Origin of the sequence: Microlunatus sp. GCM10028923 (genome assembly GCF_042666975.1) — a bacterium.
Classification (GTDB): Bacteria; Actinomycetota; Actinomycetes; order Propionibacteriales; family Propionibacteriaceae; genus Microlunatus.
Genome location: NZ_JBHTFF010000015.1, coordinates 141,736 through 159,598 on the forward strand (window position 1 = coordinate 141,736; position 17,863 = coordinate 159,598).

At 69.8% G+C, this 17,863-nt stretch carries 14 protein-coding genes; 6 read left to right on the top strand and 8 right to left on the bottom strand.

Annotated features, from left to right (window positions below; translation table 11 throughout):
* The first annotated feature begins 7 nt into the window (after positions 1-7).
* Positions 8-997: an NAD-dependent epimerase/dehydratase family protein gene (locus tag ACFQU4_RS29855; RefSeq protein WP_377499151.1), complete on the top strand. Its 990-nt coding sequence runs from the start codon at positions 8-10 to the stop codon at positions 995-997.
* A 95-nt stretch (positions 998-1,092) separates the two neighbouring features.
* Entirely contained in the window at positions 1,093-2,040 is a 948-nt protein-coding gene (locus ACFQU4_RS29860; RefSeq protein WP_377499153.1) for a ketopantoate reductase family protein, read from the top strand.
* Positions 2,041-2,070: 30 nt separating this feature from the next.
* Here ACFQU4_RS29860 and ACFQU4_RS29865 read toward each other — a convergent pair whose 3' ends face one another.
* Entirely contained in the window at positions 2,071-2,559 is a 489-nt protein-coding gene (locus ACFQU4_RS29865) for a VOC family protein (protein WP_377499155.1), read from the bottom strand.
* A gap of 118 nt (positions 2,560-2,677) precedes the next feature.
* On the opposite strand from ACFQU4_RS29865, the gene ACFQU4_RS29870 reads away from it, so the two are divergent.
* Positions 2,678-2,932 (top strand): type II toxin-antitoxin system Phd/YefM family antitoxin, encoded by a 255-nt coding sequence (locus ACFQU4_RS29870; RefSeq protein ID WP_377499350.1) that lies wholly within the window; start codon positions 2,678-2,680, stop codon positions 2,930-2,932.
* Entirely contained in the window at positions 2,929-3,363 is a 435-nt protein-coding gene (locus ACFQU4_RS29875) for a type II toxin-antitoxin system VapC family toxin (protein WP_377499157.1), read from the top strand. The genes ACFQU4_RS29870 and ACFQU4_RS29875 overlap by 4 nt, the downstream gene beginning before the upstream one ends.
* Here ACFQU4_RS29875 and ACFQU4_RS29880 read toward each other — a convergent pair.
* From ACFQU4_RS29880 to ACFQU4_RS29905, 6 genes are all read right to left on the bottom strand, one after another.
* Positions 3,360-4,277, bottom strand: coding sequence for a phosphotransferase (locus tag ACFQU4_RS29880; RefSeq protein WP_377499159.1), 918 nt, complete (start codon positions 4,275-4,277; stop codon positions 3,360-3,362). The genes ACFQU4_RS29875 and ACFQU4_RS29880 overlap by 4 nt on opposite strands.
* Positions 4,278-4,347: 70 nt before the next feature.
* Positions 4,348-9,054, bottom strand: coding sequence for a stalk domain-containing protein (locus ACFQU4_RS29885; protein WP_377499161.1), 4,707 nt, complete (start codon positions 9,052-9,054; stop codon positions 4,348-4,350).
* Positions 9,055-9,099: 45 nt separating this feature from the next.
* Positions 9,100-10,380, bottom strand: coding sequence for an FAD-dependent oxidoreductase (locus ACFQU4_RS29890; RefSeq protein ID WP_377499163.1), 1,281 nt, complete (start codon positions 10,378-10,380; stop codon positions 9,100-9,102).
* The gene (locus ACFQU4_RS29895) at positions 10,377-11,996 is read right to left on the bottom strand and encodes an extracellular solute-binding protein (RefSeq protein ID WP_377499165.1); all 1,620 of its coding nucleotides are present in this window, start codon (positions 11,994-11,996) and stop codon (positions 10,377-10,379) included. Before ACFQU4_RS29895 ends, ACFQU4_RS29890 begins: the two co-directional genes overlap by 4 nt.
* A 55-nt stretch (positions 11,997-12,051) precedes the next feature.
* Complete coding sequence (locus ACFQU4_RS29900; RefSeq protein ID WP_377499167.1) at positions 12,052-12,945, bottom strand: carbohydrate ABC transporter permease; 894 nt, start codon at positions 12,943-12,945, stop codon at positions 12,052-12,054.
* Positions 12,942-13,958, bottom strand: a complete 1,017-nt coding sequence (locus ACFQU4_RS29905; protein WP_377499169.1) for an ABC transporter permease — start codon at positions 13,956-13,958, stop codon at positions 12,942-12,944. The genes ACFQU4_RS29900 and ACFQU4_RS29905 overlap by 4 nt, the downstream gene beginning before the upstream one ends.
* Positions 13,959-14,126: 168 nt before the next feature.
* Between ACFQU4_RS29905 and ACFQU4_RS29910 the strand changes: the two genes are divergently transcribed.
* Positions 14,127-15,134 carry a LacI family DNA-binding transcriptional regulator gene (locus tag ACFQU4_RS29910; protein ID WP_377499171.1) on the top strand — a complete coding sequence of 336 codons (1,008 nt, stop codon included), beginning with the start codon at positions 14,127-14,129 and terminating at the stop codon, positions 15,132-15,134.
* 16 nt (positions 15,135-15,150) lie between these two features.
* Here ACFQU4_RS29910 and ccsB read toward each other — a convergent pair whose 3' ends face one another.
* Positions 15,151-16,125 (bottom strand): c-type cytochrome biogenesis protein CcsB, encoded by a 975-nt coding sequence (gene ccsB / locus ACFQU4_RS29915; RefSeq protein ID WP_377499173.1) that lies wholly within the window; start codon positions 16,123-16,125, stop codon positions 15,151-15,153.
* 129 nt (positions 16,126-16,254) lie between these two features.
* Here ccsB and ACFQU4_RS29920 point away from each other — a divergent pair, with 129 nt between their 5' ends.
* Positions 16,255-17,799, top strand: a complete 1,545-nt coding sequence (locus ACFQU4_RS29920) for a M1 family metallopeptidase (protein ID WP_377499175.1) — start codon at positions 16,255-16,257, stop codon at positions 17,797-17,799.
* Positions 17,800-17,863 lie beyond the last annotated feature (64 nt).

Here is a 17,863-nt window from a genome sequence, read left to right on the forward strand (position 1 = left end):
TCCACAGATGTACGTCGCTGTCACCGGAGCATCGGGCCGGATCGGCTCCGAGGTCGCCCGGCAACTCGTCGCGGCCGGGCACCGGGTGCTCGGCATCGACCGGGTGCCACCCACCGCGGCGCCGGCCGGGACCGAGCACCTGGTCTGCGACCTGGCCGACCTCGCTCCCGCCGACCCGCGCCTGGCCGGGGTCGAGGCCGTCGCCCACCTCGGCGCGTACATGTCCTGGCGGGAGGAGGACGCCCGCGCCCTGTTCGAGGCCAACGTGACCGGGACCTTCGCCCTGCTCCAGGCCGTCGAGGGACTGCCGCTCAGCCGGTTCGTGCTGGCCAGCACCGGCGACGTCTACCCGGAGACGACCGCCGCGCCGGGCGAGCGGATCGACGAAGATCATCCGCGACTGGCCACCGGGCACTACGGGCTGAGCAAGATCATGGCCGAGGAGGTCGTCCAGTTCGCCCACCGCCGCGGCGTACCGACGGTCACGCTGCGGTTCTGCCACACCCAGGACCCGGCCGAGCTGCTGGACGAGACCAGCTTCTTCTCCGGGCCGCGGTTCTTCCTGCACCCGCGCCTCGACCGGGCACGGGCGGCCGGCGACACGGCCCTGGTCCAGCAGTTGGAGGCCGCCGACGCCGGCCCGGACACCTTGATCGCGGTCCGGCGGGCCGACGGAAGCCCGGCCCGGATGGGCATCCTGGCCACCGCCGACCTCGCCGCCGGCGTGGTGCTGGCCCTGACCCGGCCGGACGTACCGAGCGGCGCCGTGATCGGGCTCGGCCCCGATCAGCCGCTCGACCTCGCCGACTTCGTCGGCCGCCTGGCCGCTGCCGCGTCCCTCCCCGTCGTCGACGTCACCGTTCCCGCCGCGCCTTCGTACGCGACGTCGAACCAGCGCGCCTGCGAGCTCCTCGGCTTTCGGGTCGGCGTCGACGTACCCGCCATGGTCGAAGCCGCAGCGCTCGCCCGCAAGGAACGCCTCGCCAGGCTTTCCTGACCCGGCGGCGCGCGGTCGTTCACGCCTCCGGTTCGCTGCTCCGCGAGACTGTTGCCCGGCACTGGCACCCTGAGAGCCAAGGGAGGCAACTCGTCATGCGCATTCTGATGTTCGGCCGCGGAGTGATCGCGACGATCTACGGCCGCGTGCTGCACGGCGCCGGGCACGACGTCGAGTTCTACGTACGGCCGGGGCGCAGTGCGGAGTACGGGGACGACGTTCAGCTGGACTGGATCGACGGGCGCCGCAAGCCCCTCGGTCGGCGGGTTCGCGAGACGTTCCGTACGGCGTTGCGTGAATCCCTCGAGGCGGACGACGGCTTCGACCTGATCGTGCTCAGCGTCGGACACCACCATCTCGCGGAGGCCGCCGCGTTCCTGGCTCCCCGGCTCGGCGCCGCGACCGTGCTGGTGCTCGGCAACCTCTGGCAGGAGCCACTCACCGCGGTCGCACCGCTTCCCGCCGATCGCCTCGTCTTCGGGTTTCCGCAGGCGGGCGGCGGTTTCCGGGAAGACGGCGTGCTGTCGGGCGCGATGTTGCCGTCCGTCATCGTCGGCACGACGGACGCCTCGCCGAGCGAGCGGGAACAGGAAGTCTTCACGGCCTTCCGGCAGACCGGCATCGCCGTCCGCCAGGAGCAGGATCTGCGAGGGTGGCTGTGGCTTCACTTCATCGCCGACGCCGGCATGTTCGCCCAAGGGTTACGGAGCGGGTCGCTGGCGAACATGATCGGAGACCGTCGCGCCTTCCGCGAGGCCTTCGTGACGACCCGCGAATTGCTGCCCGTTCTGGAGGCTCGGGGTGTCGACCTCCGTCGGCACCGCGGCGCGATGATGCCGTATCGGCATCCTCGTCTGATTGCCGCGGCGTCCGGCTGGGCGACCCGGCTGATCCAGATCGCCCGAAGGAGCCTCGCGGCGCATACGGACCCCCATGCCCCAGAGGCGCGCGCCGTCCTCGAGGACACGCTGCGCGAAGCGCGTCGGCTCAACATCCCCACCCCGCGCCTTGAGCAGGCGATCAGCACCTTGCCGGCGAGCTGACCGCGGGCTTGGCGGCGAACCGCCGGGGCGCTACTGGACGGGGATGCTGACGCCGATGCCGCCGCGGGTGTCGCGGCCGTAGCGGGCGATCTCGCCGGGGAGATCAAGGGGTTCGATGCCCATCCGCTCGTCGCCGGTCAGCAGGTCGCGCGGGACGAGCCAGACGATCTCGAACTCGAGGCCGTCGGGATCCTTGCCGTACAAGGATTTCGTGGTGCCGTGATCGGACGCGCCCACCAGCGCGCCGGCACTGGCGAGCCGATCCCGGGTCTGCGCCAGCTCGCCGAGCGTGCCGACCTCCCAGGCCAGGTGGTAGAGCCCGGCCCCGTGCGCCGGCCGAGCACCGCTGCCCTGGAACAACCCAAGATCATGATCATTGGTCGAGTCGGCCGCCCGCAGGAACGCCGCCCCGGGCAGTTCCGTGACCACGACGAAGTCCAGCACCCCGGTGTAGAACTCCACCGAGCGAGCCAGCTCGCCGACGTACAGCACCGCGTGATTCAACTGATGGATTCCCATGACCCGACTCCGTTTGTTAATTGAGGCTTCAACTAACTCTACCAGGCATGGCTCCAGGAATCATCGGGGTCAGGTCGGTGGCTACAATTGAGCTCAACAAAGTAGCCAGGAGGCCATGATGGAGATCGGGATCCGCGAGCTTCGGGACACGTTGAGCCGTCAGCTGGCCGCCGTGCGGGCGGGGCGAACCGTCACCGTCACCGATCATGGTCGTCCGTTCGCCAGGATCGTTCCGGTGGACCAACCGACACGCCTGGAGCAGCTACGCGCCGAAGGTCACATCAGGCCGGCCGGTCGACGCAAGCGACCGGCCCCCGATCCGGTACCAGCGACGGGCACGGTGAGCGACCTGATCGGTGATCAGCGTCGGTGATCGGCTACTTCGACACCTCGGCCTTCGTGCCGCTGTTGGTGGCGGAGCCGACCAGCGGGATCTGCCGACGATTCTGGGATGACGCGGACGACGTGGTGTCCTGCCAGCTGATGTACGTCGAAGCCGCCGCGGCGCTGGCCCAGGCGCAACGGATGGGCCGACTGACTGAGGCCCAGCTGGACGCCAGCCTTCGGCTCGTCGATGAGTTCTGGCGTGAGATGGACGTCATCGAGGTCGATCAGGCCCTGATGGAGCGGGCGGCGATCCTGGCCCGCAGGTCCGGACTTCGTGGCTACGACGCCGTCCATTGCGCCGCTGCCGAGCGAATCAACGACAGCGATCTGGTCGCCGCGACCGGCGATGCCAAGCTCCTCGACGCCTGGCACACCCTTGGCGTGGCGACCCTCGACACCAACGGTCCGGCGACCTAACCCACCAGGTCGGCCAAGGTCACGGCGGAGCAGTAGCGCCGGAGGGTGGCCGGCTCATCGAGGGCGGTGCCGCGCGCCGCGGCGGCCGCGAAGGGGGTGGCCAGGCGGCGCAGGGCTTCGCGGGTCAGCGTGGCCCAGCCGGCCTCGGATTCGGCGCCGTACGCGGCGAAGGCCGCCTCCAGTTCCGCGCGGTCGGGGTTCCGGCCGTGCAGGGCGAAGAAGTAGACCACAGAGCCGAGGCCGAGCAGCACGGAGTCGTGGTACGGGGTGAAGTCGATGATCGTCAACGTCCCGTCCCGGTCGAGCAGGACGTTGTCCGGGCCGTGGTCGCCGTGGACGAGCTGCCGGTCCGCCGTCGGAGTCAGCAGCGCCTGCCCGTCGCTCAGCGCATCGAGGAGCCGGTCCACCGGGGCGGGGTCGAGACCGAGGTCCGGGTGGCGGGCCAGCAGGCCGGGCAGTTCGGCGAGCAGGTAGTCGGGGCGGACCACCCGGGTCCAGACCGAGTCGCGGGCGGCCAGCTCGGGCGGGACCTCGACCCCGGCCAGGGCGCTGTCGTACGCGGCGAGGTGGGTCAGGAAGCGGCGGGTCAGGTCCGGCTCGGGATGGACCAGGATCTCGCCCGGCAGCCACTCCTGCACGGCGTGACCGGTGCCGGCGACCAGCGACCCGGAGGTCGTCCGGAGCTGCCGCGCCTGCCGGATGCCGAGGTCGTTCAGCCGGACCTCGACCCGACTGTAGAGCTCCACGTCGAGCAGGTCCCAGGGTTTCTTGATCATGAACTCGCCGGCCGAGCACCGCACCCGCAGGACGTCCGGCCGGCCGGGCAGCGCGTGGCTCTCGTACACCCGGCCAAGATCGAATTCCCGGGCGACCGTCTCCGGAACGGTCGCGCGGGCGTCCTCCCCCAGTTCCATGTTCGCCTCCGATGCGGCTGTCGGCCGTGATCATCGTAGGCGAGCCGGCACCGGCCTCCCCGAGTGTCAGCTACCGGAGATCGAACTCCACCCAGTTCTCGATCTTCGCGGTGCCGAAGGTCTTGGCACCCGTGAGCGAGAACTCTCCGGGGCGCGTTGCCGAGTGATAGACCGTTGCTCCGGCCGGGATGGTGGTCCCCGCCAGTCCGGCCAGCTGAACGTTGGCGAGCAGTCCGGCGGTCAGCAGCCGACCACGGGCACCCGGCGCGAGCTGTTCCACGACGACGCCGATCGGATCGGCACCGTCGTCGCCCAGGATGACGACTCCGTCGCCGCCGCCGGCCACCGCCGACCAGCGGGCGATCCCCGCCGGGCCCGTGTTGACGACCGATCGTTCGCGATCCGGGAAGGTCGGGTAGCTCTCGCCACGACCGACGTCATACAGTTCGGCGGTCGCTGTTCCAGCCAGAGCATCATTGATCAGCTCGAGGATCGTGCCGTTGTCGGCGCCGGTGACGTCGGTGCTGAAGGAGATCGTGACCGGAGCGTTCGACCCGACGGTCAAGATCAACTTTCGGGGATGGGTGGCGCAGTCGCCGAGCCGGCGACCGAGGGTGTTGGCGACGACGACGTCGTTGCCGAGGCCGACCGCGATGCCGGAGATGTCCCAACTGCCGTAGCCGTAGCCGGCCACTCCGCCGCCGCCGGCCCGCAAGGTCAGGTCACCCAGCACGAGTGGGGCGGCATCACCGGAGACGGTGATCGGCGAAGAGTCGTCCGGGTTCGCGGCCACGAACCGCAGGGCCCGAGAGCGAAGATTCGGCCGGTAGCCGAGCAGGCTGGTGCTGGTGATCGACACGGCGATCTCGGCATGATCGGAGACCTGGCGCTCCGGGGCGGTGGAGATCCAGGGCCGGTCGTCGTGCTGGATGATCAACCCGGTGAACGTCGAGTCGGTGATCACGACCGAGTCCGGCTGGCCCGACCCCATCGACTGGACCCGGAGCACCGGCAGGGCCCGGTCGCCGGTCAGGGTGAAGGTGCAGCCGGTGAGTTCGTTGATCGTCGGCTTGCTGAAGTCCTTGTTCGTGTGGAGGTACCACGGCTCCTTCGGCCCGACGAAGACACAGTCCTTGATCATGGTCCGAACCCCGCTCCCCGAGCCGTAACCCCACGGGCGGTCGGAGGCCCAGACCGTTGACGGGGACAGCCCGCTTTCCGGATGGGCGGTGCGCCAGGCCCGCGCACCGTCGTTTCCGGTGTGTTCGATCCGGCAGTTCGTGACGACGTGCACGGCGTCGCGGTTGGCACCGGACTTCTCCGAGTGGACCGCGTACCGCAGGTTGGTCGCGGTGATCGTCAGGTTCTCCAGCGTTGCGGTGCCCTGTAGCCACAAGGTCGAGGTCGCGTTGATCGCAGAATCGGGTGCACTGTCGGGCAGCGAGCCGGCCAGGATGCAGGTGTCACGGTCGTCACCTCGCAACGTGACGTACGGCGGCACGATCCACTCGGTCTCGGTGTACGTACCGGGCGCGACACTGATCGTGTACGGGCGCTCCGGACCGGAATCGGTGATGGCCGCGACCGCCAGAGCCGGTGAGCGGAAGTCCCCGCTGCCGTCCGGGACCACGCGCAACTCCTGACCCAGCGGGGCGACATCAATGGCAAGGGTCTGGGTTGCCTCGTCGAAGGACCAGTCGACCGCCAGTGCGTCGGCCAGGTCGTTGATCAGCACGCGCGGCACGCCGTCCGCGCCGGCCACCGGAGCCGCGGTCAGCGAGTACGCGGCGCCGTTCCGGAGGGCGTCGGTCCGCCCGATCCGGCATTCCAGCGTGGACCGACCGAGCACGACGGCGAGGTCCTGCCCGTCGGTCGAGCGTTCGGCCCGCCCGCCCAGCCCGCGCACCACCGCCTCGAGCGGCACGGCATGACGGCCGGACTCGTCGACCACCGCGGCGGGCGTACGGAAGAGCACACCGGCGACGGTCAGCCGCGGCGCCGGCACCGGCACCTTCATCAGCCGCAGATAGTCGATCTCGAAAGAGCCGGGGACGTGGTTGATCGGATCGAACCGGAGCTTGTTGATCTTGCCGGTCCAGGTGCCGCTCCGCCACAGGGGCAGCTCGACGGTCTGGAAGTCTGCGTTGTCGGACTCCACCCGGACCGTCACGCACCGGTTCGCGTGGTAGTCGGTGTCGCCCTCACGCATCCAGAACAGTTGGGCGCCGACGGCGGGGCTCATCCGCAGCCGCACCTCGGCGTACGGATACTCGGCCGCCTGGAGCCCGAGGACCGCCTGCTGCTCGATCGCCGGATCGTTCGTCGCGGTGCTGCCGGTGAGCGCTCCGCCGGTGACCGAGAGACCGTCGATCTCCTTCAGCACGGCCCAACCCTCGGTGTCCCCGTCGGAGTCGAACTCCCAGGCCGGCGTGAAGTCGGTGCTGCGATCCGGCCCGGTCGCGACGGCCGCGGCGAAGCTGCGGCCGGGCGGATAGAGCCACTGCAGCCGGGCCAGCTGTGCGGCGGTCGGGCTGACGTTCGGCGCACTGCTCTGGCCGAACACGTCGCGGACCGCGTTGAGATAGCCGAATTCGTGCAGGGTCGAAGGCATCAGGAAATGTCCTTCGCCGTACTCGTTCCAGTTGTCCAAGATCAACAACTTGCGGCCCAGCGCGCCGGCGTCCAGGGACGGCAGATACTCGGCGCGCAGCCACGCCAGCAGCTCCCGGTAGTCGGCCGGGTCGACGAAGGCACCGGGATTGCCGGTCCACGGTTCGCCGTCCAGGCCCATGCCGATGGTGGGCACGACCGGTACCGCACCGCTGTCTCGTTGCCGTTCCAGGTCGAGCCGCTGCGTCGACGGATAGACCGAGGTGCTGTAGCGGTGCTCGCCGACCACTCCCATCGCGGCCGTGGTCGCGGTGGCCAGCGCCGTGATCACGTGGACGCCGTCGAACCCGCGGTCCCGCAGCGCCTGGTCGAGGAAGTCGATCTCGGCCCGGACCCCCTCGACCGTGCCGAAGGAGTTGATCAGCGCGGCCGCCCGGAAGACGGAGAGGACGGGCTTGTTGTCGATCACCAGATAGCGCGGGTCGGTGAAGTAGTAATCGATCCAGAACGGGACGACGTTGGTCCGGAAGTCCTGGCTGTCGGTACGGCCGCCGTTGACGTTCTCCCACATGATCGCGAAGAGGAGTTGATCACTGTAGCGGGCGTTGAAGAAGCCGTCGTGCAGCGCGTGATGCAGTCGCGGCAGCTTGATCGCGGTGCCGGTCCCGTCGTGCGGCCGGAACCAGCAGGCCATCCGGAAGGAGACCCCGTTCTCGATCAGCCACTTGAGTTCCCAGTCGGTGACCTCGACCGATCCCTCGTCGTACCAGCCGAGCAGCGGCTTGCGCTGTGACCGGTAGGGATTGATCACGTCCCAGCCGAAGTGGTGCCCCTCCCGCCAGCCGGCGAACTCGGTGACGCCGATGGCGAGCCCGGTCTGCTGCTGCACCGCCGGCGGGCCCGGGTAGTCGGCCGGGACCGGGTCGGCACGTTTGATGATCACGTCGTCGATCAGCGCCGCGACGCCCGGCGGCACGGTGATCATCACTCCGGTCGGGGCGTCGGGATCGGCTGCGGTGACGAGGTCGACGCCCTCGGCGACCGGCTTTCCGTTCACCCGGAGAGCTGCGGTGCCGGTGCCGAGATCGACCTCGGCGCGCAGGTGCAGCCAGACGTTGCGGGCATAGGGCCGTAGTGCCGCGGCGGTGCCGCTCGCGTTCAGCACCCGCACCGTGTCGGCGGCGACATCGATCGTGAGCAAGTGTTGCGCGTCGAGCCGGAATCGGACGCGGAACCCGTCGGCTGCGCCACCGATGAAGCAGCGCGCCTCGCAGATGACCAGGCCCGTGAGGGCCGGCGCCGCTGTGGCGAGCGTCGCGGGGCCGGTCGCCGGACCGGTATCCACCCGCAGCGAGTACGGATCGGCGTTGCCCTGGCTGGGCCGACGGACGACGGCAGCCGTGGCTCCGGTCCCGGTCAGGCTCCAGCGGTCCGGCCGCGCGGCGGCCACCGCCGGCACGAAGGTCTCGCGCAGCAGATAACCGCGATAGAGCCGCACCGGACCGAAGTACATGTCGCTGGACTGGTCCCGGCCCGAGGTGACCACCAGGCTGTCGACGGAATCGACCCCGACCGTCGCGGCACCCTGGACCACCGTGACGCCGTTGATCTCGACCGAGACCCGGCGAGCCGGGAGGTCGTGGACGACGCGGACCCCGACCTCGGTGCCGACCGAGCAGGTGGCGAGCCCGACCCGGGTGTCGCCGGGAAGTACCAGTCGCAGCTCGTCGCCCTCGACCACCAGCGCCACCGCTGCCGTACCCCCGCCGCGCAGCTCCCAGCGAGTCCCGTCCATCGGCCCCAACGGCGTGAACCGGAACTCCAACGTCAGGTCCGGGGCCGTCTGCGGGTGGATCCGCCGGGTCATGATCACGGGAAGGTACGCGTTCTGATCGGCGACCCGGAACCACTTCCCGTACGCGTAACTGGTCGCGCCGCCGGCCTGGCGGACGTCCCAGCCGCTGGGGTTGATGCCGTTGCGGTCCAAGATCACGAAGAAGTCCTCGTCGATCAGGTCGCAGGCGACCGGCACACCGGCCTGGGATCGTCGGGGCTTGGCCAGGGCGGGCGCGGACCCGAGGCCGGTGGCCGCGGCCGCCGTGGCCAACGCGCCGGCGAGTTGCAGGAAGGTCCGTCGGTGCAGCGGCATGGGTGCGGAGCTCGACATCGAGATGACACCTTTCGAGAGATCGGGACGGGTGAGACGGAGGAGCTAGGGCACGATCGCGCCGTGCTCCCGCAGCACTCGGCGGAGGTCGGCCAGGTCGACCTCGTCGATCGGCGTCTCGTGTTCGGCGGACAGCGCCGCCAGCGCGCCGGCGGCCTGGCCGGTCGCCATCGCCGTCGCCTGGACCCGGAAGGCCGAATTGGCCGCCTGGTCGCCCGAGATCGACCGCCCCGCGACGATCGCGTACGGGTTGTCCCGCGGCACCATCGCGGTCCGCGGGATGGCCGGCACGATCCCTCGCTCGAGGTGGATCTTGTGGATGCCGTTGCCGTCGGGCCGGTGGATGTCGATCGGATAGAAGCTGTGGCAGACCGCGTCGTCGAACCGCCGGCCGGCCAGGTAGTCCTCGGCCGTGACCTGCCGCCGGGCCGTGATCATCATCGACTCGCGGATGCCCACCTCGGTGGCGCAGTAGGCCACGGTGACGTCCGTCAGGCCCGGCTGCCGGCGGAGGAACCGGAGCACCCGCAGCAACGAGTTCCGTCCGGCGGTCTCCGCCGCGGTCCGCCCGGCGCTGGTCGCGCCCTCGACGCCCGGCAGGTGCATTGCGGTATCCCCGAACTTGGCCAGGAAGCCGCGCAGCGGCCGGTCGTGCGACCCGAAGTCGCTGGGCACGAGGTCACCGGCCGCGACGGCCTCTTCGTACGCCAGGTCCAGGCCCTCGTAATCCAGGCCGGCCGGCTCATAACCGGATAGCCGGTAGACCAGCGTGCCGGGCTGGCGCTCCTGGTTGCGGGTTCGGGGCAGGCCGGCCAGACCGATGGCGTTGGCATCGCCGGAGCAGTCGACCAACCGAGTCGCGCGGACCGGGCTCAGCCCCTCCTTCCCGCAGACCTGCAGCTGCCAGTGGGTTCCGTCCCAGTGCACGGCGGCGAGCATGGTGTGCAGCCGGAGCACGACCCCGGCCGCTGCGACGGCCTCCATCAGCAGGGCGCCGTAGACGTACGGATTCACCCGGATCTGAAGCAGGTAGTGCGGCCGCTCGAAGTCGGTGAAGTCGGGAAGTTCGCCGCCGCCGACCCGGACGGCCCGTTCCACGATGTCCCAGCCGATGCCGGCGATGACCTGCCGGCCCCACGCGTGGAACAGCCCCGGCAGACTCACCCCGGCCGTTGTGGTGGTGCCGCCGAGACCGCCGTTCTTCTCGATCAGCAGGACCCGCCGACCGAGCCGTGCCGCCTGGATGGCGGCGGGGACGCCCGCCGGTCCGCCACCGACGACGACGAGATCGTACGTATCCGGAGCGGATCCGGCGTCGGTGCTCATCGGGCCTGCTCGTAGCCCTGGTTGTACTCGTCCTGAATCTGCTGAAGATTCCCCTTGACCAGGCCGTCGATCTCCGCGCTCCAATCCGAGACCGGCCGTCGGCCGCCGACGATGTCAGCCTCCAGCGACTGGACGGTCGCCAGGATGCCGGCCAGATTGCGCGATCCGGTCTCGGAGTAGAGACCGACCGTGGGATCCGCGACCGCGTCCGGCAGCATCCGGCGCTGGTGCTCCTGCGGCTCCCGCGAGATCTCGGCCGAGCCCGGGTAGTAGAAGACGGACGGGCTGCCGGACAGGTAGATGTGGCCCAGGCCGAACTCGCCCTTGTGCTCGTCGAGCAGGACCGGGTTGCCGTCCTTGATCTTGTGATGGACGCCCTCCTGGCCGTACTTGTTGAGCAGGTATTCCTGGGTCCCGAACGGGGCAGCCAGCCAGTCGGCGAGCTTCAGGATCGTCTCGATCCGGTCCTCGGCGGCGGCGCTGATCGCGGCGACGGCGATGTTCGGCGCCCCGAGCACCGGCTGCCCCTTGCCGCCGTCGAAGCCGGGCACCGGGAGCCCCGAGACGGCGAAGCCCTCGACGGTCGAGTAGAGATAGAACCCGGTCCAGCCGCTGTACGTGTCCCACTTGAGCGCAGCGGCGCCGGAGTGGAACCACTCGGTGCTCTGCGACGGAGGCGCCGCCAGCACGTCCGGGTTGAGGTAGCCGGCCGCGAACAGCGTCCGGGCTGCCTCCAGCGCCTCCAACTGCTCCGGCCGGGTCCAGGTCGAGACGATCGTGTCGCCGTCCAGGGCCCAGGGCCCGGCGACCTTCAACATCGCCCGGAGGTAGTCCAGTGGCAGGTTCGCCAGCGCCCAGCGGTTGGCTCCCGGCGCCGTCAGCTCGGCACAGAGGCTCTTGAAGTCGTCGAAGTCAGCGACCTCGGCGTCGACCCCGAGGGAGTCGGCCAGGTCGCGGCGCAGGTACATCAGCTTGGTGGTCTGCAGGCCGCGCTCGATCGGCAGCGCCCGGATCCTGCCGCCGAACACGCAACCCTGCCAGCTGGCCGTCGGGATGTTCGCGAGCGACGGGTAGGCCGAGATCTTGTCGCCGCCGAGGTACGGCGTCAGGTCGACGGCCGTGGCCTGCAGCAGCTGCGGGATCGCCGGCAGGGTGGGCAGGATCGTGAACATGTCGGGCAGCGTGTTGCCCGCCGTGACGGTCGCGAACTTGCTGGCGTACTCGGCGGCCGGAACGACCGTGATCTCCAGGTCGGAGCCGAGCGCGGCGTTCATCGCCTGCCAATAGAGGTTCTGGCCGAGATCCGGACGCAGCGAGCCGTTGAAGTAGGACAGTCCGGTCAGCGGACGGCCGTCGCCGGGAGCCTCGTCGTACATCCGGACCGGTTCGGCCGGATAGTTCGCGTACGCATCGGTCAGCCGGCCGGCCTGGCCCGGGAAGTCCGGCTTCACACCGTCGTAGCGGAGATACTCCGGCAGGGCGGCAGGCTCGTCGCCGGTCGGTGCCCCGGCACCGCCCTGGGCGCCGCCGCATCCGGCGAGGTTTCCGAGGCCCAGCAGGGCGGCTCCGGCAAGAGAGGTCCGAAGCAGGCTACGGCGAGCGAGGGTGGGACCCATGGCATTGGCTCCTTTGTCGAGGTGATGGACGAGTCGCGTGACCGGGGGAAGGGGCTCAGCCCTTGACGGCGCCGGTCAGCATGCCCTTGGTGAAGTGGCGTTGCAGGAACGGATAGACGAGCAGGATCGGGACCATGGCCAGGATCAGGATGGCCATCTGGACCGACGGTTGGGCCGGCAGAGTCTCCGCGGCGGCGAGGTCGGACTGGCCGAGCTGGCCGTCGTTGACCACGTACATCCGGAGCACCATCTGCAGCGGCCATTTGGCCGGATCGTTGAGGTAGAGCAGGGCGTTGAAGAAGGCGTTCCAGTAGGCGACCGCGTAGAACAGTCCGACCACCGCCGTCACCGCCCGGGACAGCGGCAGCACGATCCGGGTGAAGATCTGCCACTCGCCGGCGCCGTCGATCCGGGCCGCGTCGATCACGTCGGCCGGCAGGTTCATGAAGAACGCCCGGAGCACGATCACGTTGAAGCTGGAGATCATCGACGGCAGGATCAGCGCCCAGATCGAGTCCAGCAGCCCGGCCTGCTTGACCACCAGATACAGCGGGATCAGGCCCGGCGTGAAGAGCAGGCTGAGCAGCACGATCAGGACCAGGACCCGCTGTCCGATCAGGTTGGGCCGGGACAGTCCGTACGCGAGCAGGGTGCTGGAGATCAGGCTCAGCACGGTCCCGAGAAGGGTGACGATCAGGCTGACCCGCAGCGCGTTCGCCACCACGCCGCCGGCCAGCACGGCGCGGTAGGCCTCGAACGTGATCTGCTCCGGGATCAGGACGAAGCCGCCCTCGGCCTGGACCTGTGATCGGGGCGCCAAGCTGGTCGAGACGATGCCGAGGAAGGGCAGGACCACCAGCGCGCAGACGACGAGCAGGACCACGCCCTTGATCATCCGGACCGGCCACGAGGGCAGCGTCTGGCCGTTGTGCAACCGTCGAGTGATCATCGTTGGTAAACCCCTGCCTCGCCGAGTGCGTGCGCGATCCGGTTCGCGCCGACCACCAGTGCCACCCCGACCACGCCCTTGACCAGGCCGACCGCGGCGGCGACGCCCCAGTTCCCGCCGACGACGCCGTTGTTGTAGACGTAGGTGTCCAGCACCTCAGAGGCGTGCCGCCCGACCGCGTTCTGCTGCAGCAGGATCTGCTCGAACCCGACGGTCAGCGAGTCGCCCAGCTTCAAGATCAACAGCAGCACGATGATGCCGCGCATCGCGGGCAGGGTGACGTGCCACAGCTGGCGGATCCTGGAGGCCCCGTCCACACTCGACGCCTCGTACAGCTCCGTGTCGACGGTCGAAAGGACGGCCAGGAACAAGATCGTCGCCCAGCCGGTGTCCTTCCAGATCACCTGTGCGGTGATCAGTCCGATGAAGGCATCGGGGTTGGTGATCAGGTCGACACTCTCGTACCCGCGGGCACGTAGCCAGTTGTTGATCATGCCACCGCCACCCAGCACGTGCTGGAAGACCGCGACGACGACCACCCAGGAAAGGAAGTGCGGCAGGTAGGTGATCAACTGCACCGCCCGCTTGACCCGCTCGGACAGCAGCGAGTTGAGCAGCAGCGCGAAGGCGATCGGGACCGGGAACACGAAGATCGTCTGGACCAGCGTGATGATCAAGGTGTTGGCCAGCGCGCGGAGGAAGGCCGGGTCGCCATTGATCAGCACCCCGAAGTTCTCCAGTCCCACCCACGGGCTGCCCCCGATGCCCAGGAACGGCAGGTAGTCCTGGAAGGCGATCACGTTCCCCAGCAGGGGCAGATAGTGGAACACCAGGAGCACCGCAAGGCCCGGGAGGACGAACAGGGTCAGGATGCCGTCCCGTCGGATCCGGTGCAGCCAGGTCGCCGATCGCCTCGACCCCGCACCCTGCCTGGCGCCGGCTCGATCATCGCCGATCTGGCCGGGATCCGGGTCCGGGGCGGCCGGCCTCGGGTCAACCGCGAGCCGCGTCATTGCGCACCTTTCCTCCGTGTGCTGCGTCGTTGCCGAAGGGCTTGGACCTCTTTGAACCGGTCCAATTTCTGGTAGTTTGAACCGGTCCAAAACGTTTGTCAACCTCAGGTCCAGCCGGATACCGTTCCGGAACGACCACCGCAGCACCGAGAATCCAGGAGCGACGCCGTGACCACCCCCACGATCCGCAGTGTCGCGGCGCGAGCCGGCGTTTCGGTCGGAACGGTGTCGAACGTGCTCAACAATCCGAGCGTCGTACGGGCCCGGCTGCGCGATCGGGTCCTTGCCGCGATCGACGAACTGGGCTTCGTACCCGACCGGCGCGCGCGGGAGTTCAGCCTCGGACGCAACCGGGTGATCGGGCTGATGTTCATCGACGTCCACGACCCGCTGTTCGTCAACTTCGTCGACGGCCTGAGCCAGGTCGCGGCCGAACGCGACTACCTGCTCACCCTGGCTCCGCCGAGCGGCGACGTCACCAATCAGCAACGCTTCCTGCAGTCCTTCGAGAGCTACCGCTACGCGGCGGTCGTCCTCTCCCCCGGCCGGAACATCGACCACCTCAGGGAACAGATCCAGCGCCTGCAGCAGCGCGGCACCGCCGTGCTGCGGCTGGGCCACCCGCCGGATCTACCCGGGATCTCGGCCGTTCGCATCGACGAGGTCAAGTTGGGCCGAACGGCAGCGGAACACCTGCTGGCCACCGGTCACCGGGACCTGGCCGTCGTCACCGCCCCGGGGGTGATCCGGCGGAGCGCCGGCCGCAGCGAAGGGTTCCGCGCTGCCGTCGCCGGCGCGCCGGGGACCCGGATGACCGAGGCGGTCGCCGAGACCCTCGAAGCCGATGCCGGCGCCGAAGCGTACGCCACGATCATGGCAGACCAGCCGGAGACCAGCGCCGTGTTCTGCGTCCACGACCGGCTCGCCTACGGTGTGCTGCGCGCCGCCCAGGCCGACGGCAAAAGGATCCCCGACGACCTGTCGATCATCGGCGCCGAGGACCTGCCGGCGTCCGGCCTGGTCAACCCGCCGCTCACCTCCGTCACCTCACCGGGCGTCGAGATGGGCCGGGTCGCCGCGACGATGTTGATCACCCAGGTCGAGACCGACTCGGACGTCGCAACCGAGGACCGGCTCCTCGAGGCCGAACTCGTCGTCCGGGGTACCACCCGGTAGACCGGGCTCGTTCCGATCAGACGCCGGCGTACGAATGCAGGCCGGAGAAGAGCAGGTTGACGCCGATGAAGTTGAACCAGAACGAGACCAGGCCGATGATCGCGATCGCTGCGGCCTTGGTGCCGCGCCAGCCGGCGGTGGACCGGGCGTGCAGGTAGCAGGCGTAGATCACCCAGGTCACCAGAGCCCAAGTTTCCTTGGGATCCCAGCCCCAGTACCGGCCCCAGGCGTACTCGGCCCAGACCGCGCCGGCCGCGACCGCGAAGGTCCAGAGCGGGAAGGCGAAGGCGTGGAAGCGGTACGCGTACAGGTCGAGCCGGCGGGACGACGGGAGCTTCGCCAGGTAACCGCGGACGGTGCCCTTGGCCTCGGCCCGTTGCTTGATCAAGTAGAAGACCGACAGGCAGGCGCCGATGTTGAACGCCGCCCCGCAGATCGCCGCGGCGACGATGTGGACGATGAACCAGACCGAGTGCAGGGCCGGCACCAGCGGCGCCACGCCGACGTGGAACACGGTCGCGGCGAGGCCGTTGCCGACCGTTGCCAGCAAGGCGACCGGGAGGCCCAGCCAGCGGGCGCCGACCAGCTTGACCATGATCAGGTACGCGAGCACGGCGAACGCCAGGGCGCTGATCGTGAACTCGTACATGTTGCCCCACGGCGCCCGGCCGGCCGCGACCCCGCGGAGCACCGTACCGGCGGCGCTGAGCGCGAAGCCGATCATGGTCAGCCGGAGGCCGATCCGGCCGGCGAACTCGCTCCGGTCGACCGCACCGCCGGGGGCGGCGGGCTCGGTGGCAGCGGGCTGCTCGGCCGACGTGTCCGACCCGCCCGACGACCCGACCGAGGCGCCGACCAGTTCGCGCGTCTCGGCCGGCGCGGCCGCGACCCGGCGAGCGGTCGCCCACTCGGCCGCGTGCGCCAGTAGCGCCAGCAGATACACCACGACCGCGGAGACGATCGCGAGGTTGGAGTAGTACTCGAAGTTCATGATCAGCCGTCCTCGCTCGCCGGGCCCGGAGCGTTCGGCCGGACCGACCGGTTCATCCTACGGCCGCGCCCGATGACTAGGGTGGTGGGTCCTGTGCGGACGACCGACCCACTGCGAGGGAGTTCTCGGATGCGGAGACGAGAAGTGATCCAGGCCACGACCAGGGGCGTCGCGGCCGCCGCGGCGATCCTCGCCCTGCTCACCGGACCGGCCCTGACCGCGACGGCGAACGAGGACCCGAAACCCTCGCCGGGTGCCCCCGGTCTCGGCGACCCGGTCTATCCGAACCTGGGCAACGGCGGCTACCAGGTCACCCGGTACGAACTCGACCTGGACGCCACCGCGGCCGACCGGACGGTCGCCGGCCGGGTCGAGCTCCACGCGGTCGCGAGCCAGAGCCTGTCCAGCTTCAACCTCGACTCGGCCGGGCTGACGATCCGCGCCGTCGCGGTCGAGGGCGCCCCGGCCGGCGCGCGGCAGGACGGCGAGGAGCTGGTCGTCACGCCCGCGAAGCCGATCCGCAAGGACCGGGCGTTCACGGTGACGGTGGACTACACCGCCGACCCGGCCAAGATCCCGCCACCGGCCGGCGGCTGGGTGGTCACCGACGACGGTTTCGCCACCGCGCCGCAGCCGGCCGGCGCGCACACGATCTTCCCGGGCAACGACCACCCGTCCGACAAGGCGCGCTACCTGATCCGGGTGACCGCGCCGAAGGGGAAGCTCGGCGTCGCCTCCGGCCGGCAGCTGTCCGACCGGACCAACGACGACGGCAGCACCACCTCGACCTATCTGACCCGGCACCCGATGGCGACCGAGCTGCTCCAGGTGGCCGTCGGCGACTTCACGGTGGTCGAGCGGGGCCGGGTCGACGGGGCCGTACTCCGCGACATCGTGCCGACCGGGCGGCTGGCCGAACTCGAGCCCGCGCTCGCCCTGACCCCGGGCCAGTTGGACTGGCTGCGGCAGCGGCTGGGCCGGTTCCCGCTCGAGGCGTACGGCATCATGCCGGCCAACACCGACGATCCCGATGCGTTTGACTTCACCGGGCTGGAGACGCAGACGCTGACGCTCTACAAGCCCGGCTACCTGAAGCAGCCGGAGCAAAAGATCGGCGCGCACATGATGCACGAACTGGTGCACAACTGGTTCGGCAACAGCGTCTCCCCGGCCGGCTGGAGCGACCTCTGGCTGAACGAGGGCCACGCGGACTACTACGGGCTGCTCTACCGCTACGAGCGCGGCTGGCCGGACTCCAGCGGCTTCACGTCGCTGGCCGAGCGGATGAAGGACACCTACCGCAAGGGCGACCTGTGGCGCGCCTCGTCCGGGCCGGTGGCGAAGCCGAACGCGGACAACCTGTTCGACAACCAGCGCTACACCGGAGCCGTGCTGGTGCTCTACGCCTTGTGGGAAAGGGTCGGCGCCGACACCTTCGCCGAGATCGAGGAGGAGGTGCTGCGCCGGCACCGCGACGACACCCTGAGCACCGAGCAGTACATCGACCTCGCCGCTCGGGTCTCCGGAGACCCGAGCGTGAGGCCGTTCCTGGAGGACTGGCTGTACGGCACCAAGACGCCGCCGATGCCGAACCATCCGGACTGGACCGTCGAGCCGCCCGGAACGAGCACCCTCGGCAAGGCCGATCTGCAGTCCGACCGCAAGGGCCTCTGACCACAACGTTCCCTGAGCTTGTCGAAGGGCCGGTCACATCCGGCTTGGCCCTTCGACAGGCTCA